23 protein-coding genes are annotated in these 26,903 nt (G+C 34.2%); 2 read left to right on the top strand and 21 right to left on the bottom strand.

The genetic code is table 11. The features are described 5' to 3' along the window. Positions 1-67: 67 nt before the first annotated feature. The 12 genes from FA047_RS02250 to FA047_RS02195 form a co-directional block, all read right to left on the bottom strand. Positions 68-739: a hypothetical protein gene (locus tag FA047_RS02250; protein ID WP_136834357.1), complete on the bottom strand. Its 672-nt coding sequence runs from the start codon at positions 737-739 to the stop codon at positions 68-70. Between the two features lie 172 nt (positions 740-911). Further along, a complete protein-coding gene (locus FA047_RS02245; RefSeq protein WP_136834356.1) occupies positions 912-1,397 on the bottom strand; it encodes a hypothetical protein in 486 nt (161 codons plus the stop codon). Between the two features lie 23 nt (positions 1,398-1,420). Further along, positions 1,421-1,879 (bottom strand): hypothetical protein, encoded by a 459-nt coding sequence (locus FA047_RS02240; RefSeq protein WP_136834355.1) that lies wholly within the window; start codon positions 1,877-1,879, stop codon positions 1,421-1,423. Positions 1,880-2,195: 316 nt separating this feature from the next. After that, the gene (locus FA047_RS02235; RefSeq protein WP_136834354.1) at positions 2,196-3,239 is read right to left on the bottom strand and encodes a hypothetical protein; all 1,044 of its coding nucleotides are present in this window, start codon (positions 3,237-3,239) and stop codon (positions 2,196-2,198) included. 184 nt (positions 3,240-3,423) lie between these two features. Then, entirely contained in the window at positions 3,424-4,050 is a 627-nt protein-coding gene (locus FA047_RS02230) for a hypothetical protein (RefSeq protein ID WP_136834353.1), read from the bottom strand. 11 nt (positions 4,051-4,061) lie between these two features. After that, on the bottom strand, positions 4,062-5,168 hold the full coding sequence (locus FA047_RS02225; protein ID WP_136834352.1) for an RCC1 domain-containing protein: 1,107 nt from the start codon (positions 5,166-5,168) through the stop codon (positions 4,062-4,064). Positions 5,169-5,205: 37 nt separating this feature from the next. Beyond that, entirely contained in the window at positions 5,206-5,805 is a 600-nt protein-coding gene (locus tag FA047_RS02220) for a hypothetical protein (protein WP_136834351.1), read from the bottom strand. Positions 5,806-5,858: 53 nt separating this feature from the next. Then, on the bottom strand, positions 5,859-6,338 hold the full coding sequence (locus FA047_RS02215) for a hypothetical protein (protein ID WP_136834350.1): 480 nt from the start codon (positions 6,336-6,338) through the stop codon (positions 5,859-5,861). A gap of 34 nt (positions 6,339-6,372) precedes the next feature. Then, entirely contained in the window at positions 6,373-7,125 is a 753-nt protein-coding gene (locus tag FA047_RS02210) for a hypothetical protein (protein WP_136834349.1), read from the bottom strand. 147 nt (positions 7,126-7,272) lie between these two features. Next, positions 7,273-7,959, bottom strand: coding sequence for a hypothetical protein (locus FA047_RS02205; protein WP_136834348.1), 687 nt, complete (start codon positions 7,957-7,959; stop codon positions 7,273-7,275). A gap of 46 nt (positions 7,960-8,005) precedes the next feature. Next, positions 8,006-8,662: a hypothetical protein gene (locus FA047_RS02200; protein ID WP_136834347.1), complete on the bottom strand. Its 657-nt coding sequence runs from the start codon at positions 8,660-8,662 to the stop codon at positions 8,006-8,008. Between the two features lie 53 nt (positions 8,663-8,715). Then, a complete protein-coding gene (locus FA047_RS02195) occupies positions 8,716-9,705 on the bottom strand; it encodes a hypothetical protein (protein WP_136834346.1) in 990 nt (329 codons plus the stop codon). 384 nt (positions 9,706-10,089) lie between these two features. Between FA047_RS02195 and FA047_RS02190 the strand changes: the two genes are divergently transcribed. Beyond that, a complete protein-coding gene (locus FA047_RS02190; RefSeq protein WP_136834345.1) occupies positions 10,090-12,288 on the top strand; it encodes a tetratricopeptide repeat-containing sensor histidine kinase in 2,199 nt (732 codons plus the stop codon). 699 nt (positions 12,289-12,987) lie between these two features. Here FA047_RS02190 and FA047_RS02185 read toward each other — a convergent pair. The 9 genes from FA047_RS02185 to FA047_RS02145 all read right to left on the bottom strand — a co-directional run bounded on the left by FA047_RS02185 (position 12,988) and on the right by FA047_RS02145 (position 24,874). Beyond that, positions 12,988-13,497, bottom strand: coding sequence for a hypothetical protein (locus FA047_RS02185; RefSeq protein WP_090497358.1), 510 nt, complete (start codon positions 13,495-13,497; stop codon positions 12,988-12,990). Continuing rightward, positions 13,484-14,194, bottom strand: a complete 711-nt coding sequence (locus FA047_RS02180; RefSeq protein WP_136834344.1) for a DUF3800 domain-containing protein — start codon at positions 14,192-14,194, stop codon at positions 13,484-13,486. The genes FA047_RS02185 and FA047_RS02180 overlap by 14 nt, the downstream gene beginning before the upstream one ends. A gap of 139 nt (positions 14,195-14,333) precedes the next feature. Then, the gene (locus FA047_RS02175) at positions 14,334-15,281 is read right to left on the bottom strand and encodes a hypothetical protein (protein WP_136834343.1); all 948 of its coding nucleotides are present in this window, start codon (positions 15,279-15,281) and stop codon (positions 14,334-14,336) included. A 12-nt stretch (positions 15,282-15,293) separates the two neighbouring features. Continuing rightward, on the bottom strand, positions 15,294-18,527 hold the full coding sequence (locus tag FA047_RS02170) for a coiled-coil domain-containing protein (RefSeq protein WP_136834342.1): 3,234 nt from the start codon (positions 18,525-18,527) through the stop codon (positions 15,294-15,296). Further along, entirely contained in the window at positions 18,524-19,171 is a 648-nt protein-coding gene (locus tag FA047_RS02165) for a condensin complex protein MksE (RefSeq protein ID WP_136834341.1), read from the bottom strand. Before FA047_RS02165 ends, FA047_RS02170 begins: the two co-directional genes overlap by 4 nt. Continuing rightward, a complete protein-coding gene (locus tag FA047_RS02160; RefSeq protein ID WP_136834340.1) occupies positions 19,141-20,457 on the bottom strand; it encodes a hypothetical protein in 1,317 nt (438 codons plus the stop codon). The genes FA047_RS02165 and FA047_RS02160 overlap by 31 nt, the downstream gene beginning before the upstream one ends. A gap of 18 nt (positions 20,458-20,475) precedes the next feature. Next, positions 20,476-21,501 carry a hypothetical protein gene (locus FA047_RS02155; protein ID WP_205943220.1) on the bottom strand — a complete coding sequence of 342 codons (1,026 nt, stop codon included), beginning with the start codon at positions 21,499-21,501 and terminating at the stop codon, positions 20,476-20,478. A 6-nt stretch (positions 21,502-21,507) separates the two neighbouring features. Next, a complete protein-coding gene (locus FA047_RS02150; RefSeq protein ID WP_136834339.1) occupies positions 21,508-23,595 on the bottom strand; it encodes a helicase HerA domain-containing protein in 2,088 nt (695 codons plus the stop codon). After that, on the bottom strand, positions 23,585-24,874 hold the full coding sequence (locus FA047_RS02145) for an SIR2 family protein (RefSeq protein WP_136834338.1): 1,290 nt from the start codon (positions 24,872-24,874) through the stop codon (positions 23,585-23,587). The genes FA047_RS02150 and FA047_RS02145 overlap by 11 nt, the downstream gene beginning before the upstream one ends. Before the next feature lie 157 nt (positions 24,875-25,031). Between FA047_RS02145 and FA047_RS02140 the strand changes: the two genes are divergently transcribed. Then, positions 25,032-26,693 carry a recombinase family protein gene (locus FA047_RS02140; protein ID WP_136834337.1) on the top strand — a complete coding sequence of 554 codons (1,662 nt, stop codon included), beginning with the start codon at positions 25,032-25,034 and terminating at the stop codon, positions 26,691-26,693. Positions 26,694-26,903: the final 210 nt, after the last annotated feature.

Raw genomic sequence — 26,903 nt, 5'->3', positions numbered from 1 at the left:
TGTATTTATTTGAGTATACAATAACTATGCATTAACTTTTGGCTGCAAGTGGTTAAAGCTATTGATGTTAATAAGGTGCAAACCCTATCATATTTTCTCCATTTTTTTGAACTGTCAAAAGTAGTACATCTTGTTCAACTTGGAGGCCAATATAATCTAGTCCAGCAATTCTACCTTTCCATCCTCCTGTACCACATTCGTAATATGTACCAGCCACATTTGGATACGCACTATAGCGCCAAGTATCAGTACTAAAAGTGACGATGTGACTGTTGGCACCATCATTACTTTTAAAAACTTTATTTTTTACTGATATAAATTTAGATAATGGCAACATCGAGGGTATAGAAGCTGAGTAGGCTGGGTTATTTACATTATAAAATTTGCTAGAAACTAACGAGATCACGCCATCTTTTTTAGTAAATTCGAAAGTGTAAACAACACTTCCATTATCTTGAAAATCGAATTTAAAGGTATTATTTTCCATTTTAACGGTTTTAATATTTCTAAAGGTAACCCCATCTAAAATAGCTTTAACTTCAGTCCCCTCTTTATTAAAATAAAGTAAACGCAAGTCAGCGGTTTTCGCTGGAGATATTAAAGCCCAAAACATTTGATAGCCCAATAAATCTTCGGCAGTTACTGTTGTATTTGCTGCCTCTTTCTTTTCTTTTTTACAAGCAGCAAATAGCACTAAAAAGATGGCAAACAGACTTAAGGTTAATTTTAAAGTTTTCATATCGTTAAATATATTAAAGTTTCGTTCCGCTAAAAAGGGCATAGTTGTTACCTATTTTAGCTGTTATTTCTAGTTTATTGTTTAACATAACCCCAAAAGCTATTGCCTGCTTATCGTAAAAGCAACCATCGGCTAGTTTTTCATAAGTTTTTGTTGTGACCAGGTAATTTCCTTAAGTAGGATTACCGCTGTAATTGAATTGTGCGGCATCAGCATTAAATCTGAAATAATAATTATCAAAAAGAACTGCTCCGTTATCTAATCTGTTTAAGGGCGCTTCAAACCGTTTGCCCGCTAATTCCAGTCCGGCATCTTCTTTTTTGTTTAAAACTGCTGCAGGAATACTTAGGGCATTAGAAATTACTGCTATATTTTCTATAATGCCGTTATTAATATCGCAACTCAAAGAATTCCCGTTTATACTTGTGGTAAATTTATTATTCTCAAAAGTATAATCAACTTCCAGTTTTCCGTTTACCGATACAAATATGGCCTTGTTTGCCGACATTGGTATTAGTGCGAAAGGCTCTTGCGGGCTTTGCAGTTGTGTAAATTTGCCAGCAATATAATGTTGCATGATATCCACATTAATGGAGGCATTATCCTTTTTACACGAGGCAAATAAAACCATTAAGAATAAGCATATTAGATTTTTCATAAATACTTTCATTAAAGATTACATTAATCAATTACAACAGGATGGGTATCATCGTAAACCCTAATGGTTGCTGTGCGCCCATCAACTATTGCTTTAATGGTAAAATTTTCTTCCCAATTCCTGTTTGTTAAATCAATATTTTTTAGCTCCCAATAGCCAATTTTATTAGCCGTTAACGGGTATGTCCTATTTATCCTGTTTATTGGTCCTTTTCCTTTGCTAATTGTTTCTTTTTGAGTATCTACTAGCTTTTCATAATAACTGCTTGTGATTTGCACTTTAAGTTTAGCATTAGGCTCTGTATAGCCGTAAATTGAATATCTTCCCCTAACTTTTTGATTATTTTTAGGGAAATAGATTTGGATGCGAGGTACGTGGCTAGATTGTATTATTTGAGTTGCTTCGGGCTTTACCTTAATTTTTACAGGGGCTGTTTGTAAGCCGCCAAATAAAATGCAACTGATCATGATTAAAATTTTCATCTGTTTATTTATTTAAACTATTAAAAAAAATTTAGAAAGTATATTTAATACCGATACCGCCATTTTCGGCATAAAAGCCTGAAGGGCTACTAATGTACGATGATGAAAGGAAGGAACTACAAGGCATAAAAACCCTATCAATACTATTAGGATAGCTTGCTAAATAAAATTTACCTATTTAACATTTATGCTTATAAAGCTTTTCTTTTAATCAGTTTTATGTTTTTAGGAAAATAGGTTTTGGATTGACACTAGAGATTATACCTTAAAGGATATGTATTTACCATATTTGATTGAAGGTTTTGTTTGTAGGATATCACTTCTCTGTTTGTGTAACAAATATAGATTGTGCCCGTGCATCTTGACTGCCATCGGTTAGGTTTGTAACCACTCCATTTTTCCACATTTTAGCTACAGTTTTGTTTCCGTTGTTTTCGTAGCCTGCAACGTATATGTTATCTCCTGCAACATACACGGATCGTGCTCGTGCATCTCTGCTTCCGTCGGTTAAATTTGTCGCCACATTGTTTTTCCATACTTTAGCTACAAACGCATTTCCAAGAAATTCATATCCTGCCGCATACACATCATTACCAGCCACATAAACAGATTCTGCGGAAGAATTTTGGTTCCCAATAGAAAGATTTGTGGCCACACCATTTTTCCAGACTCTGGCTATACTCCTGCTTGAGGTTTCATAACCTGATACAAATACATCCTTACCTGCTACATAAACAATTTGTGCTATGGCTGTACTACTGCCATCGGTAAGATTAGTAGCTATACCGTTTTTCCATACTTTGGCTACATTTACATTTCCAGATGCTTCATAACCTGCCGCATATACATCATTACCTGATACATAAATAGACAACGCATAGGCATTGCGAGTACCATCAGTAAGATCTGTACCCACACCGTTTTTCCATATTTTGGCTACATATATGTTTCCGATACTGGCATAACCTGCCACGTACACGTCATTACCGCTAACATAAACAGAAAGTGCAGTGGCATTCTTACTGTCATCACTAAGATTGGTAGCCACACCATTTTTCCATAGCTTTGCTATCCTTTTCCCTATAAATTCGTAACCTGCAACATATACATCATTACCGCTAACATAAACAGAAAGTGCAGCGGCATCATGGTTTCCATCAGTTAAATTTGTAGGTTCACCGTTTTTCCACACTTTGGCAATGGTCCACAAGCCCGCTTTAGTCTCATGCCCTGCAACGTATACATTGGTCTGCATTTCTTTAGGTGTATTTTCATTTTTCTTACTACAAGAAATAAATGATGTTGTAAAAAATACAACAGACACTAGTTTGATAAAAAAATTGGCTTTAAAATTTTTCATGGATTTATATTTTAATTTGATATACATTTTTTGGTTAATATCCAGATGCTTATCCAAACTTATCTATCTTGAGTTTTACTTTTTGAGGCAATGATTGAAGAACACTTACTAATGAGCGAATGGATCTATACAATGAGTTAGAAAAAATATTTCTTCGTTAATAAGAAATTCGTTTGCATTGTGTTTATTGTTTATTAAGCTGACCTGAGTACTTATTACTTTTAATTTTTGGTGGAATAGGTTGTGGATTAAGAATTACCTTATCTTTTGGATGAACTTTTATTGGCCCTTTTTTTTGATCAGGAATTTTTGGAAGTATGATTTCAGAACCTAATTTCTGATCAGGTATATTTTGAGGTCGGATGATCGGATTAATTAGAACAATATTTGCATACCACATTTTTGAGCTTTTATAATTATTATTTTGATAAACAGAAAGTAGGTAGGTAGTTTTCTCGCTCACTACATTCCTATTGGGTATTGGATAAGGTTTTGGTTCAATCTTAAAATCAGCCAAAGCCCAACTCCCAACTGTTTGTCTGGGGTTTACACTTTTAACTAGTTTAGTTACGTACATCTTGTCATCTCCTTCCATATAATAAGACATTTGTAACTCAGCAATAACCCTTCCGTGGCTATACCACACACTACCTGGTATTTGTGAAAATGGAACCCCCTTTATAGCAAAAGGAAAACCCACCTTAATTGTACTTCCACTAACATAACCCTCTACTTGTGGTGGTGTTAATTCTTGAGCTAGGCCAACATAGCTTAAACTCATTAAAACGATGTAAAATATATATTTTTTCATGATTGATATTTTTAAAGTTTAAGTTCTTTGAAAAGAAATCTGTATTTATCGGCTTCATCTCCTAATTGCCCATATACATTATAGCCGGTAAGCCAAACTGAATGATCTGTTTTTAAAATGATTGAATGGTCTACACCTGCAGCTATGCTTTTTACATTGTCAGTTACCAATTGAGGTGAGTTAATCTTTGCCATGGTGCCTATACTTAGCTGACCGGCTCTATTATCTCCGGTAGCCCAAAGTGTACCGTCGGTTTTTAAAATTAAAGTATAGTGCGCCATTGAGCTCATGGTGGCTACATTTGCCATAATTTGTTTTGGGAAACTGATATTATCATAAGTTCCGTCACCTAATTTACCACTGGAATTATCGCCAACTGCCCAAAGTGTATGGTCATCTTTTAAAATTAGACTGGCATCTACAGTTGCGTTAATGGCTTTTACACCAGACATAATGAATTTAAATATCGTAGAATTGGTGGTGGTGCCATCGCCAAATTTGCCATAATCGTTAAACCCAGTAGCCCAAAGTGTATGGTCTGTTTTTAAAATTAAGGTATAATTATACTCTGCGCTTACGGCTAACACATCGCTCATAATTTGTTTGGGTGTTTTAACCATTTGGGTAGCACCATCGCCTAGCTCGCCGTAATAGTTGTGGCCCATAGCCCAAAGTGTTTTGTCCGTTTTTATTACAAATGTTTCACTAATAGAGGCACTTACCGCACTTACGTCTATCATAATTTGCTTTGGGCTTGGCGAAGATTGGGTGGTGCCATCTCCCAATTGTCCGCTCGAATTATAGCCTACTCCCCAAAGCGTTTTATCTGTTTTTAAAATCATGGTATGTGCCCCACCAGAACTAACTGCGGCCACATTGCTCATCACCATTTTTGGTTTAGTAATTTGGTTGGTAGTGCCATCGGCCAATTGGCCATATTTGTTGGTGCCAGTTACCCATAGGGTGTTATCGGCTTTAATAAACATGGAAAATTGCGGGCCTGCGTAAATGCCTATAACCTTGTTATTTTTCTCGGTTTCATTATTATCTTTATCTTTTTTGCACGCCATAAAGCTCAACAGCAATAAGAGCGTTGATGCTATTTTTAATGTTTTCATGATTTAAGTTTTATAAAAATGGATCAAATGAGAAATTTTACTCTTTCATAAAAGTACCCCAATCGGTATTTGGATATCTATAACGACCTCCCTCCAATTTACCATTCAACATCATAAATACGGTGATGTTAATACCCTCCTCTTTTTTAACAGCGAGGTTATTTATTAGGGTATAATTAACTTCATTTTGCTGACCATTAGTAATTTCTGTGTATTTTGCACCTGTGAATTTAACCTGAGTTAAATAACCGGAACCGTTCCAACTTCCTTTAAAGTTTTTACCTTCTAACTGGTTGGTTGCTGGTATTTTTACCAAATCATAAGTGTTTATTATTACTGGACCTACGTAGGCTTTGATGCTTCCATTTTCTATAGTGAAAGAACAAATAACTTCGCCTCCATTAAAATTTAGCTTTAAAACACCATCTGTATAAGTATATTTTCCATCGCTAACACTATAGGATGTCAAAACTGCTTTGTCACTTTCTATGGTAATTATGTAAGGATATCCAGTAGATAGCTTTCCTACAATACTATATTTGGTAATATCAAAAACCTCTGGTTTAGGATCTTTCTTTTTACAGCTTAGCAATATTGTTAACAATAATATGGGTAGCATTTTTAATATGTTTTTCATGATGTTTAAGTTTTTATTTTGGTGAGGAGAACTATTTTGATTTGCTATTTTAACTAAGAGCCTTGTATGGTTAATGTGCCTTCGTAACTACATGTTGTGGCGCCTTTCGCTGTCATTACATTTGCTGTAATTTTATAGCGATCTCCGTTTTTAATAATCTCTACATTCCCAGAGGTAAAATAGTCTGCAGTTTCGCCATTTGCATGGCTAATAAATGTTAAGCCATCATTAAAATATATTTTAGCATCATTAGGGAAAACTTTTGTTAAGGTGAAACTTCCAGCTGGTATTTCATTAAAACTTACGTGGGTAAAACGCAATATGAGTGCAAACCGTTGATTTTCTGTGAATAAAGTAATAAGTGAACTATTGTCTTTAGAACTATGTGTGTAAACAGCTTCGGTAATATCCATTTTTTCGCCCAGGGTGGTAATCGTACCTATATTTTTTACTTCAACAATTGCCCTATCTTTTTTACAAGCCATAAAACTTATAAGCAATACTAGTATTGATAATATTTTAAATGTTTTCATGATTTAATTCCTTAATAATTAATTATAAACTAGGTTACTGCAACCAATACACCATTTTATTGTACATTTTATCGGTCCAATCGCCACCACAATGGGTATTGCAATTATTGTCTGTTACACCTTCACTTTTGGCTTTTATAGCTGAATTGGCTGGAATTTGATCGTAAAGGCCTTTGCCATAATATTCGCCATCTTGGTTGCTGTTACTACAGTTAATGGCATAAATAGGAATTTTAAAATTTTGGGCATTCCAAGCACCACCTCCTCCACAAGCAGCCACCAGGCCTTTACAGTAACTCAAGGTCATATTATTGCTAGAGATATCAGTAAACAACATATTAGAGGAATAAGAAAAACCACCCACTACCGATTTACTTTTATCGATACCGTACTTGCCTGCAATACCTACAATAGCTCTATTAAAATCTTCACCTATTAATTTTGCCCTGCTATTCCAATCGGCACCTGCCGGAGGTTTTTGATATTTAACAATTGCCGCTGCATAACCATTGGCTGCTGCTTTTTCGCATAAGGCAGTTTCTGCTGCACCATTTATTGCGCCTTCCGATGGATTGTTTTCTTCGTTACCGCTTCCCACAACTAAAATCCCTTTAAAATTGGTTGTGTTTAAATCCGTAAAAATTTTGTAAGTGATACCATTTACAGTCTCCACAACTTGTTTAATATTTCCTTTAACCACTTCTTTTTCGTCGGCAGGCGTTTTGTTTTTTTTACACGATAGAACGATTAATAAGATACACATTGGAATGATTAGTAATTTTTTCATGGTTTTTAGTTTTAATGTTCATAGCTAATTTGCTTACTCAAACATATATACCTTCTACACAGTATTTTATGGGAATGATTGGACGCTAGGTAATAATGAGTGAGTTATGATTTGAGATGAGTAAACTAATTTATTTAAATAAATTATCTATGGAACTTTGGTAAATACACCGTAGGTAAATGTTTCTGACCCAGCACCTACTAAATTATTTTTGCGGCAGGTAACTTCCAACTTTCCATCAATCAGCACAATAGTATATTCGGCAAAATTATCAGCAGCGTAATCTTCAGTATCGCTTATTGCAGCAATATTACCAAGCAAAGTATACTTACCTGCAAATGCATATATTGCACCAGTTTTTTCCTCGTAGGTAGCCGAATTAAACTTAAACACCGAAAATGTTTTTGCCACATTAGTCCAGTTACCCTGATATGAATTTCCATAGAATTGATTGGTAGTTGGCTTCTTTTGAAGACTATAACTTGTAAATGGATAGCGTTTTATCACATCTTCGTAAGCCGTTATTGCATTGTCTTTGATGGTAAAAACCATTGCATCACTAATCTTAATTTTGCCATCCTTAAACGTAAATGGCTTAGCACTTTCTCTTAAAAAATTTGCTTTCCCATATTCATCAAAATTAATGAGGTAAGGTATTTGTACCGTTTGTCCGTTGGAGAGTTGTGCAGGTTTTCTACCAATGATATAATAGTCAGCCAAATTAATTGGTTGTTCATCTTTTGTTTCTTTTGCAACTTCGTCTTTCTGGCAGGAAGCCAATAATATGAAAAAAAAGATGATGACATATTTTATGTTGTTTTTTAAATTTTTCATGATTATGATTTTAAGAATTATAGATTGAAATAAGTATTTCAAATTGTTATTTCGTACGCCATAAAATGTTTAAGATTTGTTTGCTATTGTAATCGGTCCCGGTATAACCATTATTACCTTTAACACCTGCAATACCGCCTACCCTAAAAGTAACCTCTGGTTTGCAATCGGCATTATAGTAAACAATAGATCTCGGACAATCTTTACAATTGGCCAATTTAGGGTCTATAAGATGTTCGAAGCCGTATAAAATCTTATCCTTCATACGCACTTGTACAATCTTACTTACACCTGCCTTGTTTAAAGAATCGGCATTGACCAATACTTTCTCTATACAACTGGGTAAAGGATCTTCTTTAGGTCGATATTTGATGTTGGGGTAACCTAGATAACCGAGCTCTGCAGCCGTATAACCATCCTCTACAAAACCTTTGAATCCTCTTGAAGTGATAAAAGATGCTACAACGTTACAATTGCCATCGTAAAAAATAGTCCCTCTTGCACAATGGATGCATTCGCGTTTACTAGTTATCGAAAATTCATACACCGTACGATTTCCTTTAAGTGTAATAACACGTTCAAATTTGGTAGTAGTTATATCCGATTTCCTGTTAAGTTGCTCTATACAGGTAGGCAATTGTTGCGCTACACTAGCTAAGTTTAACATACCTAGCATCAGTGCTAAAAATATTCCTGTTCTCATTTGCTTAGTTGCTTCTTAAATACCTAAAAACAAACTCTTTATGATCAGTTTATTTATATTGCTTTGGTTTTCATTCGGGTAACATTTACCTTAACTGGTCGTACCAATTTGCCATTTTCATTTACTAAACTTGCGGTAATGGTATACGTGTTTGCCCAGCAAGAGTAGCCATCAATCTTTTTAATAAATTCGATATAGCCCGTTCCCCAAATCCCTCCGTTACTTCTTACGGTAAAAGTAGTCCAAAGTGCATCGTTGACCACTGTTGTATTCTTGTCAACCCCAGGTAAAAAAGCAGGACCATAATTACGGATAGTTACATTAGATTTACTTCTATAGCCAAAGTAACGCACTTCTACCCTAACTGTTGCTCCTGGTGCTGCCACGCCTGCAATACTAAAATCATCATGCGCCACATATCTATTATTTTTTGGGGATGAAATTTGAAATGGCATAACGCTACCACCTTTAACTATCCCTTCATCTGTTTCAGGTTGTCCTGAAGATTTCTCTTCTTCCTTTGGTTTTGCAGGAACTTTAATTGTTCCCACAATCATTGTTAATTTAGGTGAGGCGAAATATTCGGTGTTGCCACTCTGTATAACTTTCGAACCCCATATTTGATTAACAGATGCAAAAATTCTTTTATTTGTTGCTTTTGGATCATACTGCACCTCCACCAATCGGCTTTGCCAAACGCCATTCGCATCTGCTTTAGCAGTAAACTGTTGTGGTTCGTGCAGTGGTGTACTAACCCTTAAAACCGTTTTACCAGTTGTACTTTTTGGCAATTGATAAATGGGCGATACAATTACATTAACCGTGGTATTTGGTTCAGCTTTACCTACCAATACAAATGGACCATCTACGGTAGAGCCAGCCACAGGCGAGGTAATAATGGGTTTAATCTTACCTTCCGTAGTATCTACTTTTTTCTTTTTGATTAATTTTTTACCTTCTTGAGCGTTAGTATTGATACTTATCACGATTAAAAGACAAAGTGATAATGATATTCTTAATAAATTTTTAAGGTTCGTTTTCATAATAATATTTTTAATGTTGAATGGATTTCGATTATAGCTTCTTAATCAAACATATTCACCTTATTACTAGAATTTTAAGACAATGATTGAAAGCGTTATTTTAATGAGTGAAGGGTAGCATAAGTTGAGGGAAGCGGAAACCTGCATGCCGCAGGCAGGGACTAAAGACTATAGCAAAAAGACCAAAAAATCGTGTGGTTACAGCTTATCAAATAGGACATTAAGCGGTAATTTTACTGCACTATTTTAAATGTTGAGTGAATAGGTATTTTAAATGAGCGGAACTGTAAGACGAACGATTAAAGCCTAATATCATTTGGTATATTTATATGTTACTTTGATATAATAGAAAGCAGTTCCATTAAAAACAACGTGAAAAGGAATATGAAGTTTAAACTCAGTTTTTTCAATGTATATATCATTTCTTTACTAACTTCTCTCATTCTGCTGGGAAGTAGAGATAGCTATGCACAGACTAAAAAAATTGATTCCCTGCTCAAACGTGCTGCATCCCATACAAAACAAGATGATGTAAGAGCAAAAATTCTATTTGATCTGACAACGCAGACTCTACCACACAATCCAAAATCCGCTTTAAAGTATACAGAAGAAATTTTATCTTTTGAAAACCAGATTAAAGATAAAAATATTGTTTCTGCTACCCATCGGATCAAAGGGATCATTCATTTTCATTTAGCCATGTATACAGAAGCGTTGACTTCTTTAAACCAAGCACTCAGCATATCTCTCCAATTAAAAAATGATTTAGAAATCGGAGCCGCTTTATCTAATATTGGTACAGTCTATTTGGTACAGTCTAAATTTCCAGAGGCCTTAAAATATTTACTAGATGCGCTAAAATCATTTGAAAAAAACAAAAATGAGCAACAAGCTGCAAATGATTTAGGCACAATTGGAATAGTATACACCGAAATGGGAGATTTTACAGAAGCAATGAAATATTATCAAAAATCACTTGCATTACACCATAAACTAAAAAATTATGTTGGTCAATCGAGTGTTTTAGCAAACATCGGCATCATACAATTTAAAAACAAAAACATTCCTGAAGCCATAAAATATAGCCAGAAGTCTCTTAAAATTGCTGATTCTATAGCTGATTTACGCGGAACTGCGAGAGACAACGGAAATCTCTCAGCATATTACAACGAACTAAAAAACAATGATTTAGCCTTGATATATGGATTAAAAGCTATTGAAATTAATACCAAGACTAATAACAAAAGGAGCTTGGGTATTAACATGCAAAACGTATCTGCAGCCTATCTGGGCAAGGGTAACTATAAAGAAGCTAAATCATACGGACTTAAAGCACTACAAACAGGCAACGAACTAAATATTACAGAGCTTAAACGGGATGCCAGTTTAGGCCTGAGTGAACTTTATGATGCGATGAAGATGCCCGATAGTGCCCTGCTTTACTATAAACAATACACCAAATTTGCCGATACCATCAGTAACGACAAAAAGAAAAATGAGATTACCAGAATGGGTATCCAGTTTGATTTTGATAAAAAAGAATTCTCTTATAAACAGAAGGAACTATTGACAGGTGCGCAACTCAAACAACAGCAATTGCAATTGGCATTAAACACTGCCGAAATTCAAAAAGGGTTACAGTTTAGAGATTTACAAACCGTACAGTTGCAAAATGAAAAATTTAGATCTGAAGAAAAAGAAAAACAACTTCAAATCGCCAGGAACAAAGAGAAGTTACAGGCCAGTAAGGTGAATGCACTTTCGCAGCAGCAAAAATTAAATAAGTTAGAGTTAAAGCAATTATGGTTGTACGGGATTTTGGCACTTGTTGTTTTAATGTCGGTGTTGATTTACCTTTTAAACCTTTACCGGATTAGACGATTGAAGTTTAAAAGCGAACTTCAGTATCAACAATACCAATTATCAGAAAGCGAATTAAAGGCTATCAGGTCACAAATGAACCCACATTTCATATTCAATGTCCTCAATTCAATTGAAGCCTATGTTATGGACAACGAGAAAAGGAAAGCTTCCAGGCTAATACAAAAATTTGCCTCATTGAGTAGGCTGATCTTGGAAAATTCGACAAAAAGTTTAGTAAGCGGAGATAAAGAATGGAAAGCTTTAATGTTATATACGGAGCTGGAAGCCATGCGTTACGATGATATTTTCACTTACACATTTACGGTAGCAGATGATATTCAGCTAAAAACCTTATACCTGCCACCCATGTTGATCCAACCATTAATTGAAAATGCCATTTTACATGGATTGATTGTAAATCCAAAACCAGATGCCCATCTCAATGTGACAATAACAAGAAAGGAAGATAAAATTCGTATTACAGTGGAAGATAATGGCGTAGGAATTGGGAACATCGAAAATAAAAATGTAATGGGTGGTGTTAAAGAAATGTCAATGGGCCTGGCTTCTATCCAAGAAAGGATAGACATGATCAACAAACAACAGATTGGTAAAAAAGCTAGTTTTGCCATCGAGGCCGGTACGGATCAGCAAGGAACCATTGCAATTATATGTTTACCTTTTTTTAACGGGGTACCTGAACTCTATACTGAGAACTAAGGATGATGCAAATATTGAAGGATGGATAAACTACTTTATTGCATAAAAAAAGTTCAAACGTAATCTTGTAATCCCCCTTAGTTGCAAAAGCCTTTAGAAGTAATACTTTGAACAAGGCTGAGATAGCTAAAAACAATGATTTTGAACTAAAAAACCGCACTTTAAAATATTCAAAGTGCGGTTTATACCCTAAGCGTGCATACTTAGAACAGTACCGATCAGCAGGAATACTTTGAACATTTAAATCGCTTTTTATTGCTTATTGAGCCTATAATTGAGGATTTGGAGAGAAAAGGATTTATATAAAAAGAGCATAAAAATTTTCCAATTTTCATCAAGGACACCTTGACCAGATTATATTAGAACAAAAAAGTTGGCAAATTTGCCAGCAAATACTTTTGTCATTTTTTATTACCTTGTATTGGCTGATACTATGCATAAACACCTTTAATTTAATAAGAAAATCGCTAATTGAGAGTGGGCTGAACAGTGTCCACACTGCATCTACATTGATAGTTCCTTTATGTGTCAATACCGAATCCCAAAACGATCGTAATCATTTATTATAAAGACAACTAAAAATATTTTATAAATATTTATAAAATATTTATATCTTTGTTCTATCATTGCCCAAAGGACAAATGTATTGGCAACGCAAAGCCGTATTTGCGCTCAGCACCGAACGGGTGCTGTTTTTATTTAAAGACAATCTTCTCCTTCCTGAAAATTCTTGTATCGTTCATAGAATTTAGATTTCTGATCATTGTCAACGCAGAAAGTGGTTACAATCCTCAAATCTGGTTTTACATCTACAGTTACTACCATAAAATTCTTGTCGAATAACCAGTAATGGTGTTTGCATACACCCTCATCGTCCTTCCACCTATAGTAGAAGATGTCCTTACAGGGATGAGACTGTAAAACAGGTCTGATCCAATGTATCCTGTTGGCCCGTTGACATTCATAGATCCTGGCATCCAAAATATAAGTTTTCCTAGATATGATGTGCGCAAAAGTTTCCGAATATTCCGAATATTGCTTTACCCTAGATTTCTGATGGATGATCTTGATCCTCTTGCCATCGATTTCAAAGGGGTCGAAAACAAAGTGCTCTTTGAAAACCTCGTAAAGCTCATCAAGTTGTGGTTTATTGAAGGATGCATCTAAAATATCGTCTTCAAAATATGGCTTAAGTTTACTGACCGACATTCTTGTTCATGTTAGGTTGATGATCAAAAATGTTGAACTTGGTTTCCCAAGGCTCTGTTCCCTCTTCCAAAAGATACCCAGACCTTTCTTCCAGATATTTGACAAATTCCATCTTGGCAGGATGGGAAGCTTTAAAATCACCAGCGACAACCCTCGATTTGTAGGTTATTGCGCCGACAAAGAGATCAGTGAGCTGGAAAAAAAGATTTTCCGTGTGCAAATGCTGAAATGAAACAAAGGGGGATTCGCCATTGTGCAAGTGCCTGAAAATTTCCTGTATCTTGTTCAGCCTTTCCTTACCGCGCGTATTGATGACATCCAAAAAGACCTTATAATCTGAACCGAGGTTGTTTGGCTTTAGAAGAAAGTAGGTCATCTTATAATAAAAATTTTCGTGCGAACCGCCATTAAACTCTTCATGTGAGAGGCGATCCTTGTATTTGACCAAAATACAACGAAATTCCAGGGGAGAGTCAAAGAAAAGATCGACAAGTGCCTTATAAAAAGGTAACCTAGAATTGGAGAACTTGTTCCATTTCAACTCAAAGGTAGACTTGTGTTCGAGCTTCAGACTGCGGATGCATTCATATAGCTTCTGATATGATGCTTCGGGCACCTTAATATACCCAATACACATTACCGAGGAATTGTCCTTTTCAAAATGGCAACTCTCGTCTAGGAACAGATTAAATGTCATCTGCAAATCTAATCTATTTTCAGTTCATTTTTCAAAAACAATAAGCAAATTCAGGACAAGACATTGTGTTATTAGCAACTATAAAAATTGCCTAATTGGTGTAAGTTTTGCATCAAATATAAACTTACAATGATTTACATTAGCTTAAGTCGGCATCTAGTAAATTTATAAGGTCCATCGACTCCTCTTCTACCCACTCATTATCGGAAATAAGTTGATTTATAAAATCTACCTGCTCTTGACTAAAATTACCTTCTGTCAATCCTGAAAAATCTTCCTTTTTCCATTTACTCTTATGGTGCTTAACGCCAACAGGAAGTCTTTTGGCATTTGCCGGTGGTTGTATTATTTGTATTTCCTTATTTTTATTATGAAAGATTTCTTTAACCTTCGAATAAATATTCAGTCCAGCATAGTCCCAATCACAAAAATAATAAATAGGTAATTGCAGTTTATCCTGTTGGATATCCTGCAAAGGCTTTGTGTTATTACCTCCTACATACCATAGTTCGATATTATTCTTCTTATACTCAACTGGTATTTTAAGGCAATCTAGATTTTCACATAATACAATAGCTTTAGGATTATCACAATCAATAACAAATCTCCACTGTTGATTTTTAGGATCTTTCTCCGGAAACTCATTAACCTCTAATAGTTGTAAAACTGCAGTTTTTAGGCTTGGCTTATTTTCTAGGTACTTTGAGTTCTCATTTCTAAATACTCTTGCAGAGAATTTTTTCACTGTTGTCAGTTTTTCTTGAAGTTCTTTTTTATTGTAGTAAACAAACATCAGAGCCTCCAGGTCCTCCTGAGTAAAAGTTTTCTTTGCATTATTTTCTATTCCTGACTGCTCAAAAAAAGTATTATAGTAATTATGCGTATCTAATAGTTCTAGTTTATAGAATTCAGTATATCGTTGGTTTGCTTCAATAATGGAATGATTACCTGATTTAAACCTGATCAGTTTCTTTTGCTTAAATAATATCAAATTAATATAATCATTATTTAGGATTTTCAATTTGGTTTTTCCATCTGTATAAAGCTTATGTAAGCCGACTAGATATTTCCATTCAATATGTTTCATTATCTAAACAATTTAGCTTGTCAAACCAAATATAGGTACTGGATCATAGTTAACTTTTTCGTCTTCTAAGCTGTTATGAAGCAAGTAAATATTTTGCCTTTCTGCATCAATCTTGTTTGGACTGATAGAAAGTGATAATATTTGATAATCATTTGCTAGCGCAATTTTATAAAGCATATCAAAATTACCGCCCAAACCTTCTGCTTCATCAATTGCCATAAATCGAATAGCCTCAACAGGGGAATTCTTTGATTGCCTATTTAGCAAAGACAATTTTGCGATACAAAGCAGTGAAATAGCAGCATAAGTTTGACTGGTACTGCCGTCATTTTTCTTACCTTGATTGGTCTTAATAGAGAATTTTACAGTATAGTAAGATTTAGGATTTAATAATTCTTCTATTGTAGGTTTTAAACTCCGCGACCCACCGGATCGATAAAAAGCCTCCGTGAGTTTCTCCTTTAATGATGGATATTTCTCTAGATCATTTGTAATTCCTTTTTCAGATTCGAACAAAGAATTTTCTAATCCCAATCCCAAATCCTTATTAATATTTTCGGTGAATACATTCATCCAATCAGAAGAAAATACTCCTTCGCTATCATCCTCGAGGCTTACTGTGTGTCCTCCCGTTATCTTTTTATCATCAGCGTTAAGAAAATTTCTAATTGTCCTGATGTCATTTCTTTGGTCACTCACTTCGCTGGCCACTTCTTCGATTATAACAGCTAATTTTTGAAGCTTTCTATTGTTTAATCTTTTATTTTTCAGATTAATATCTTTAAGATACTTGTCTATCATTTCGATCACTTCTCGTTCTAATGTATTGATCTCACTGAAAATCTCAGAAGGTAGTATCTCTTCACACAATGCACGAAAATCTCCAGAGTTTTCAAACCGCTCCACATTTGTTTTTAGATATTGCCTAACAAGCACATTATATTCTATAATATATTTACGATTTGCTGAATCATAATCTGCATTCAATTTTTCTATTAGCTGTTCATTTACTTCCTCTAAAAGCTCAGAATCTTGATTTACTATCTGCGCATTTTCTGAATAGATTTTATTTTTCTTGGAGATTATATCTTTAATCTGTGCATGTAAATAAAGTATATTTTCTGCTTCCTGATATTTCAATTTTTCCTGATTGTAAAGCTTTTGAAACGCCTTATAATAATTTTCTGTCTCTTCTAAATAAGATAAAAAGGTTTCTTTATTAAAATCAGGATCAGATGGCAGATTATAGTTGCTTTTGATATCTTCAATTCTGTAGTCGGTTTGAATTTCAAAAAAAGAAGCTGATTCTCTTTCGAGATTCTCATAAAGTGTTATTAAGCTGTTTCTATAAGTATCTAATTTCTCAAATGCTGCTTTACTGTTTTTAAAATCGTCTTCAATTAAGTCTTGTGTGTACAAGTTTGAATATTCTTTAAAATCCTCCAAGCTTATTTCGTACATGCTGTGGGTCTCGAGCTGGTCTTCTAAATCTGTTTGAGCATTCCAAGCCACCAAATATTCATCAGGGTTTTCCAAACTCTCAAAAACACTTTTTAAAAGAGTTTTTTCCCTGATATCTTTTTCTAAATTCAGAATATCAGTTTGAATACTTGTAGCTTCTTTTTGAAAATAAGCTTTTATCTCATTCTTATCTTTGGTATTAAAAATTGGAGAAAAAGTAGTTGAAAAGAACTCAATAACGCCATTGAGATCAAGCCAAAAACCATTTTCCTCAGATTTATATATAACAATATCGTTTAGCAGTGCTTCAGGAATAGGGACATATCTTTTTGATGGATTAACAGGAGTATCTATTTTAATCTCTTCATTCTGGTATTTACGGATAATGGCTTCTTGATTTAAGCTTAATTCATCTGGTAATTGCAAAGCCCAATAAGCCAGGGAGTGTTTATCTTCAATATTGTTTAAGGCTCTGAGCTTGTTCTTCAGTTCTAATTCTATTACTATTTTCTCAAGTTGTTTATCTATCTGATTGATAATGTGTTTTTCATTATACTCGCTGCTTTTGAATGCTGTAAGCATATTACTCAATCTTAGAGCTTCCTGTAATTCATTAATTCTTTTAATAGTAGTTATAGATTTTTGGTATTTATCGAATTTATCAATAAGTGCTTCCCTAGAACATTTAAAATCCTGCATCCAGGAAGAAAATTTCCGCCTTTTGGATACTTTGTTTTCCAATTCACTTTTGGTTCTAAATGCTTCCTCCCACGCGAATTCCCTTTCTTCCTTTTCAGCCTTTATGGAAGCAATCTTCTCTTCAATTTTTTCTTTTAATGAAGGAATTGACCTTAAGCTATAATGATAGTTATCTAGCTGATTTCGAATTACATTTGAACTTATGGTGATTTGATTGTTATAAAATTGGTAAGAAGCGATCAAAAATGACTGATGATGTTTCTCTTTATAGTTCTTTAAATCCAGCAGGTTGCTCAATTGGATTTGCTTGGTTGTTAATGCTTCTATTTCTCCCAAATTATTTTCAAACTGCCTGGTATCTTCCTGAAGCTCTTCTACAGTGGCGTAGAATTTTCTGATCAATTCTTTTTCATCTTCCTCACCAAATAAAAAAGTTTGTACGCTACTGCTTTTACTGATATCTAAAGATTCTCTTGAAAACGCCTGTATAATCTTAGCATAATTCTCTAATGTTTTGCCGCTCACCGAAAGGTCTATAGGTAATAAGTTATTATTAAAAAGAATCTTATGGTAAATAGAGGTTCTTTCCCAGGATTCGCATGTCAGATTTAAATTATCCTGGATATGCTCTTTAAGCTCATTAATAGGAAAAATGATATTATTGTTCTGAAAATCTCCAACTCCTAATATTCTGGAAAAAGGAACCAAATTTGTATCTGAATTAAAATTATTGCCATTTTGGATGATAAACATATTGGAAGTGCCAGAGCTTTCCAAGTAAATACCTATGATGAGATATTGATTCTCTGCTTTTTCAATATTGATAAATGCATATCCCATATCAGTACCTTTTCCTTCCGTTCTTAAAACCATAGTATGAGGCTTTCTTGGACCAGTACCTTTAGTTGGTGAATGAAAGGCTTTCGTTCCAACACAAATTAATTGCAAAAGATCAGATATCATGCTTTTCCCAGCTCCGCCTTCGCCAACAAAATCCGTTCTAAATGAACTAAATTCATAATCAAAATTTTGATGATGAACAATGCCCAAGGTAGACAGCCTTTTTATTCTTGGATACTTTTTCATTTCAATTCGTTTAAGGTTTCATCAATAGTTAAGATATATTCTTCATAAACCTTTATTAGCCTATCAAAAGCAGGTAATAAGCCGAATTCATCTCTGTTTAATTCGATCCAACCTATTTTTTTAAATTCTTCTAATGCTGATTGAATTGTAGTGTCTATTGCATTATCATTAAGATTTCCGGGGGTGGTATTTCTAGATTTGGCAATCAACCTGTAAATGCCAGGTTTATAATCTTCATATTCAATGCGTATTTTCTCTTTCAGTTTTTGGACAGAATCTAGGTCTATTTCTTTATCGATATAAACGATTTTATAAATGATGAAGCCTATAATTACATATTCGCTTTTTAGTATATCTCTATGCCGGGCTGAGATATTTCCACGATTATTTCCATGAAAATCCAAATAGAAATAGGCATTCGCTTTTTCACCTGCTTCAGAAAGCTCTACATCAAAAAACTCTCGATAATAGAGTCTAAGACTATCAAAGTTCTTATCAATAAAATTAAACTGGCCTATTTGGTTGCTGTGTCTCTGAAAATGCACCCCATCCTTTAAAAAGTAATCAATCTCCGCAAAAAGCTCTCTAGCATGATCAGCAAATAAAAAATCACTTATTGTTGCTTTATAATTGTCATTTCCCATAGTGATATATTAAATTCATTATTTGTTACCAACGACTTTTCTACCTTTAACTGAAGTCTATCAGAATTGCTATACGTGTGTTTTATCAAGTTGAAAATAACTGTTACTGCTATCTGACTGTTATTTTCCTCTTTCAACATCCTGAAAAATACTTCTGTTAAATTCAGTCGCCCTCTTAGCTCAATTTCTGACAGAATGTATTTCTCCCAATTTAGGATCGTGTCAACTTCTTTAAGTTTCGTTAGTATTTTTTCTTTGTTTTCACCAATGATCTTTTCATTTTGTTTATAATGTCTTCTCTCTTTCGGCTTTGGTGGAAACAGTTCTTTATCCCTGCTAATTATCGTGAAATTTGGCGTTGGGATATGTATGACCGGACAAGTAATACTAGCAGGAAAAACAATATTCTTTTTATTATCCAGTTCGCTCTTTTTAAGAATAAATAAAATGAACTTTTCAATTTTTGAATTGAATGCGGGTTTGTTTAATGTAGAAAAGAGTTGCCGGATCTTGGGTTGAATACGGTCTAATTTTCGGTCAATTGAATTCAACCGATCGTTGATATATTTAATAAAAACGTGTACTTCTGATATCAGGTCATTAATCTCATTATCATAGTTGCCTTTTTGCTCCAACAATGTCCTCATTGTTTTCGTTTCAGAATAAGCGGCTCTTAATTCTTTTACATGTAATTGTGAGTTTGTAAGCCGTTCTTCAGTCGCCACCAAAACATCAACAAAGTTTTGATTAAGCAAATTTGTTTCTTTTTTTAAGTCTTCAATTGATAAAGAGATTTGGCGGTCGAGAAAGTCGATTTGTTCTCTTAGATCGGGTTCATACTTTTTAAACTCATCAGTTAACCAAAATTTAAGATCCTCAGTAGTTCTTAACGAATTTGTCAGGTGGATACAGATCTTCTGTATCCTTGTAGGGTTAAATGCTCCCTGTAAAGTTTCCTTTGCGTGTTTACAAAATTTATACGCGTAATCTTTAAAAAAATACTTTTGGGCTAGCTGATCATAATCCAGGAAGTATTCCTGTAAGTTCATTATCTGCTCACTGTATACCTCTTTCGGATATCGCTTCTCGGTTATATAAATCTGCTCAAAAGCTTTATGTAAATCTTTTTCTGTAAACTTTCCGTCTTCGAAAGTCCCATTCTCGATCTTTTCAAAAATTAAAACAATAGCCAGCCCTACTTCTCTGTCGGGAAAGAGAAGCTTATATGTTTTGTCCTCGTTGAGAATTTTAACGAAGTCAAAATTTGGGTTGGTATTTTCACTCAATTTGACTGAATAATTATTTTATAAACCATTAATATCTTTTTCAATCAACCGATATTTGTCTTTAATATTTTCTCCCTGATAATAATTCAACAAATCTTCTTTAGTTAAGGTGCCATCCACAAGAAATTTTCTAAGGTATTCTTGATTAAACTCCATCAACAAAATACTTTTTTCCAATTGTTTAAGGATTGCTTTATTATTCTCAATATTATTATGAACAAGACTTTTTATGGTTGTAATTTCGTTGATATCTTTGATAAGGCGATTGACTAATATCACCAGTAAGTCTTTATCTAAATCTACTTGTTTTGCATTTAAAGCAATGTCCCTCGCCAACATATAGGCTATTGCTAAATTTGAGTAATCTCCTTTTTGGGAATTTATGATGGCAATTAGTCCAACACTAGGGATATATCCTACATTTTCAAATTCCTTAATAATAGAATTATCGACCAAGGAAATGTCAAATACTATGAGGCTTACTTTGGCATCCCGATTAGCTTGCGCTTCGAGCAGTTGACTCCAAGCTGTATCTGTTTTTCTCGTAAATAAATCTTTGGTTTCAATTTCCCCTAACCGGACGCTTTTGTCAAATTTACATTCAATTGCAATTCTTAGGTTTGGGTCACCGTCTACTTCACAGATAATATCACCTGTTTTATTCTTTGGAATGATTCCAGCACTATTTCCTGTGAGTATTGCTCGATCTTTTAACCTTTTGTCTGTAAAATATTGATTTAAGAAATCTGCTATTTCATCCTCCGCCAATATCCCTTTTATTGACGATTTATAAAATAGTTCGTTTTTCATATCGAAGATCATCTTCAGGCTTTCGAGTTCTGTTCCAAGTTCATTACTGGTTTTAGAAAGGAATGCTGACATACGATCTTCCATCAATGCCAATACCCCAATATAGATAGCACGAAGTAACTTTTCATCTCGTTCCGAAGCTGGGAGGTTATTGAAAAAATTGAAAGCAATTTGATTTTCGATTTCAAAGCTTGAAATTTCAATACGCTTGAGCTGTTGGTTTAAATGAATCATTTAAATCTAGACTTTGGAATATCTATAAGCACCCTTAATATTTTGAGCCAGATATTCACCGTGTGATCCTGCACTCATAAGTCCTTCGTAAATATGTTGAGGCGCATCAAAATATTGATATACACCTCCATTTAAAAATTCAACTTCAAGTATTTGTGAATTTGCATCATATCCTATAGATGCAATATTTGACGATGAAACTGATTGTCTGTTCATAGTTTTTGATTTATTTGTTAATTTAATGAATGGACTTTGGGCTCTCCAAGTCTCTACAAATTCTTTATAATTAGGATTTTCTTCCATTCTACTTCCCCAACCTCCTGGGTGCATTGAATCCTCTTCTCCATGCTCGTCGTAGATTATCGGATCATGACTATCAGGTCTTCTGTCTTTTGGTGGAGCATCAATTAGTGCTCTCATCGGGAGCTTTACAGCCTCACCTAGTATGATAGCTTCGCCCGTTCGTAAAATCGGCAACATACTTGTTAATCCTTCTAAATTATCAGTCACCGCACTAGTGATATGCCCCCTATCTGTTGCATTGGCCAGTCGTAACGCAAAAAATGTCCCGCATTGCGATAGAATTGTTGAATTTACTTCAGATGGCCTTTGACTAACTATCATAGCTCCAATGCCATACTTACGTCCTTCCTTTACTATCTTCTGGACTATATTTAATGCACTGCCTTCATTGTTCAAATAATTATGAGCTTCTTCCATCAGTAATAAAAGTGGTCTATTTCGACCACCTTGTGATAAATTTCTCGCCCAAAAAAGCCCATCATAAATAATACGCAACAAAACTCCTATAATAGTATTGAGAATTGAATTTGGAACACCCGATAAGTCCATTATTGTTATAGGCTTATCACTTCCGATCCAGTCTTTAATTAATGAATCTAAATCAAAGTCCGTTGCACCATCTTCCTTAGGAGTCCACTTTCCCGGTTTAAATAAGAAATCAAATCTTGGTATTCTGAGTTTTGAACCCAATGATAATACCTGTTGACCTACATTTAGACCACCTGGAACATAATTGATTTTCTCATCATCACCAGCATCATTTTTAACTTTCTTAAATATCGGCGGTACAGCATTTATAAGATCACCTTTAAACTCTTTACCTTCTTCATCGTTTTCAAATGCTAAATTTTGGAATGCTTGACCTTTGTTTTTACTATAGTAAGTTGCAAAACATTCATGATACAATTCATACCACAATTTATTTAAACTAAAAGGAATAGGAGAATCCACATTTAATGTATCTTCATTGACACCATCTTTTGCATATTTTTTTAAACTGGCTCTCTTTGCTAAAGATATACGCTCAAGAATAATGTTCTCATCTTTTTCGTTATTGAACTTACCAAAACTAATGTTACAGAGTTCTTCAAAACTTAGTGCCCAAAAAGGAACAAATAGATCTTTTTCGATGCTTCCTTCAGTTTTATCTGCATTTACCTTAAAAATATTGGCCCGGTCTTTTAAAGCATGCCCGTATTCACCATGTAAATCAAATACAATTACTCTTGCTGAGGGATACCTTAGGGGATCAGAAATAGCATTTAATATACTAGCAACTGTTGTTGATTTTCCTGAACCTGTAGTACCGACAATGGCAGAATGACGAGTAATCAATTTATTGATGTCAATCAATGCCGGAATGGACTCAGCTCCCGCAATATGACCTACCTTTACAAAGTAAGGTTTATCTGGTTGTCCATAAATGTTTTTTAAATCCGCCTCTGACACCAAATGAACTTCATCACTAATCGTCGGATATTGGGATATTCCTCGTTGGAAAGAACCATTTCGTTGCCCTTCACCGATAAGTTGTACCTTGATCCAACGGTATCCATAAGGTTGTGATAATATCTGATTATCTGGAACTGCACTTGCCCCTACTTGTGTAACAATGCCAAAAAGATCTATATAACCAATAGGGATTTTCACAAAAGATCCTATCTGTCCAATGCGATATCCTTCTCCATCTACATAAGTAAGTCCAGATGGTGCTGTATTATCCAATGCAACACTTAATGAAGTACCACTAACATCTTGTATTGTTCCTAAGTAAGTAGATTTAAACGCCATCCTGTACTATTTTAAACTGCTCCTTACCAATTAATTCTTGTAGAAAGTCGCCTAAAACGGCAAAGTCTCCAAGATGAAATTTGTACCCAACAATCTTTTGATCATCATCTTTAATTGGTCTTACTGCATTACCTATATTTTCTTCCGAATCATAGTCTGATTTCGTCGGTTTCCATTTTGCTCTAAGTCCACCAATCACAGCCTCGTCGAAAGTCCAAATACTTAGATTAGATCTATTTTCTGCCAATTCAAGAGCTTTATCGTAGTTAATGGTAGTTTTGGTTATTAATTCTTCTTCTCCATCTCCTTTTTCTTGAATAGTTTTGGTTAAATCTCCAAATAGTAAAGCAATCACCATTGCAGTAGGGTTTGCTCTTAGAGCATTCAAAATCGTATCGTTCAAATGGTCATCACTAAAAGAATATCCAGACAGTATTAGCACCGCTGAATTCTGTCTTAGAAATTTATTCAATCTGTCTATTAATGCTAAATAAGGCATTTTACGACTTTGATCATATTTCAAATGAGAAGGATGGATAATATAGGAATCACATTCTTCTAAGCTTGTAGAACGATAAACATCTTTATTATCTTTCAGATACCAATTTATAGATCCGTGAATTTTCCATAATCTTGTCCAATGATTGGGTATCAAATTATCTTCAACAGCCCTTAAATCAAAAAAAGGAAATCTTGTCCCCACAAATCCATCAAAATATGGAACCTTCAGAGATTCAAATGCTTCTTCTAATAGCAGATCGTAATTAGTAGTAAATATTTCAATAGGAGTATCTCGATCAATGTTGTTTACCCATTTAGCTAATTTGTGATAAGGCGATTTATTATCTGGAAGCTTGACATTCAATTTTTCAGCTATTTTTTGACAAACTATTTTTTCTAGATTATCTAATTCAGCTTCGGAAAAACCCCTAATATCGGCAGCTCCTCTAGAGATTTGCATCATACCTCTTAAAAAACTTAAAATATCCTCAATATTTGGATTAGTCTTTCCCGTTTTTACTACCTCTTCGATAAGTTGAGTATATGCACCTGCTAAGCTTCGTGTAGCACCTTGAACAACAGGTATTTCTTTGTCTATTTCATCTTTAATATATCTAGTCAAGCCTGCTACGTCAGGAATCAATGGCCATTCCTTTTCCGTAGGCATAGTCACAGCCAAAGGGCATCCTGCCGAAATGAAGAAACCTACAGGCTTTTTATCTTGGGATAAAGTTTGTCTTAAATATTTAGATTGACGTATTGGGTCATGAGAGCTCATATTTATTTGGTTAAAATTATATTAAATAGCAACCAATCAACCAATTGCTATAAATCAAATATACTAAAATTAGTAGAATGATGGATTACGGTAAACCGTAAACTCCTTCGAAACTCAATCTTTTTATTCAATTGGCAATTCATTAAAAAACTTATATATGAATGCAGTATGTTATCTAAGATTGAGCACCAAAGATCAATCTAAATCATTGGAATATCAGGAATCCATTGTACGTGATTATTGTAAACGAAATAAACTGAAGATTCTGGAAGTGTTTAGAGATAATGGAGAAAACAGCTATACGTTTAAAAGAAATAGTTATTTAGCGTTAGAGGACTTCATTAAAAAACATAAAAGCAAATGCCAATATCTTGTGGTGCTCGACCATGATCGCTTCAGCAGGAATTTACCTGAAGCGTTAATGAAAATTGCTGAGCTAGAGAGAAAGTATGACGTCAAAGTAATATCAACTAATGAGCCAATTAACCTGGACACATCCGATTCGGATGTCTTTATGAAACGAGCCTTTGAATATTTGATAGCACATAGAGAACTTCTTACCATAAAAAACCGAACTAGGTTAGGCATACTAAATGCAAAGGAAAAAGGTCGATTTTTAGGTAAGGCGCCATTTGGTTACCTGAACATCAAAAAACCGTTCAACGACCAGACGATAGAAATCAATAGCTTGCAAAGCTACATCATAAAGAAAATCTTTTCTGATTTCGAAGCAGGAGTTCCACAAAAGACAATACATAAAGAAGTATTAGCACTTGGATTTAAAAATAGAGGAAGTAACGCTATCAATGATATTTTGAGAAATTCTGTCTATGCAGGCCTAATAAAGATCAATGCATTTAAAAACATTTCAGAAAAATATGTAAAAGCACTACATGAACCCATAATACCCGAGGCAGACTTTTGGCGTATACAAAAAATATTAGATGGAATGTCAAAAAGACGAACTAGAGCCAATGAAGAATTCCCATTAAGAGGCGTTATCAAATGTCCTTGCGGTCGCAACCTTACTGCTGGATGGACAAAAGGAAATCGGAAATATTACTTGTACTATAAATGCGTTGATCATCCAAGTATAAACATTCCCGGAGAAACTATGCACAAGAAATTTGAAGAATTATTAAAGAAAATTACACTGCAAAAACATCAAGTTGACTTACTGAATAGTTCACTACTAAGCTTATCGGACGAGCTATTAAAAGACGAAAACAAGAGACAAAAAGAAAAATTAAGGTTGCTTCGAAATCTACGAGAAAAGAATCTAAGGTTAGAGCAAAAATTCATAGCCGACCAAATTTCAGTTTCCGTTTATCATAAATGGAGAGAAGAGTTTAAAATTGAAAAGAAACATATTGAGTGTTTGTCTAATAACTCGCAAATAGACAAAGCAAATATTGAAAATGTGTTGAGTGTATTTAAGTCTGGCAGATTCAATTTCTACAAACTATACAGAAGATCGGACATACTGCAAAAACAACTTTTGGTAAGGGCGATATTCAAAGACTATTTGACATGGGATCAAGGGATATTTACTTCTAATTACTTTAATGAGCATTTACAATTTAATCTTAGAAAAGCGAGTATAAATATACTATTAGTGTTGTCACTAGCAAACAAGATAATAACTGACCAAAATAGCAAAGCAGAACATCTAGAAATGAGAAGAGCATTAAGAAGACCAACGCCCGAAGAAACAAAAATCAAATGCCATAAAGATGAAAAATTCATCAAATCCATAACTCAAATCATAGCCGAAATTGTAAAAAGTGGAGACAAAACTGGGAAAAATGTTCTAAGCTAATCTGCTCATGGTATCAGAGCTCGGTTTATTTTGATAAAAAACACGCCAAATCTTAATGAATTGGTAGTCAAAACGATGCAAAAACCAATTAAAAAAACGTCTAAAATCAACGATTTTGAAGTATTTGAAAATCAAAAATTTGCAAAATTAGATTTCTAAAAGTGCAGCAAAAACACTTAGAACAAGAAGATTTTTAAAACACAAATAGCT

Origin of the sequence: Pedobacter frigoris, from assembly GCF_005116445.1 — a bacterium.
GTDB lineage: Bacteria > Bacteroidota > Bacteroidia > Sphingobacteriales > Sphingobacteriaceae > Pedobacter > Pedobacter frigoris.
Note: the sequence above shows the minus strand (reverse complement) of the source record. Positions and strands in the feature narration are given on the sequence as shown.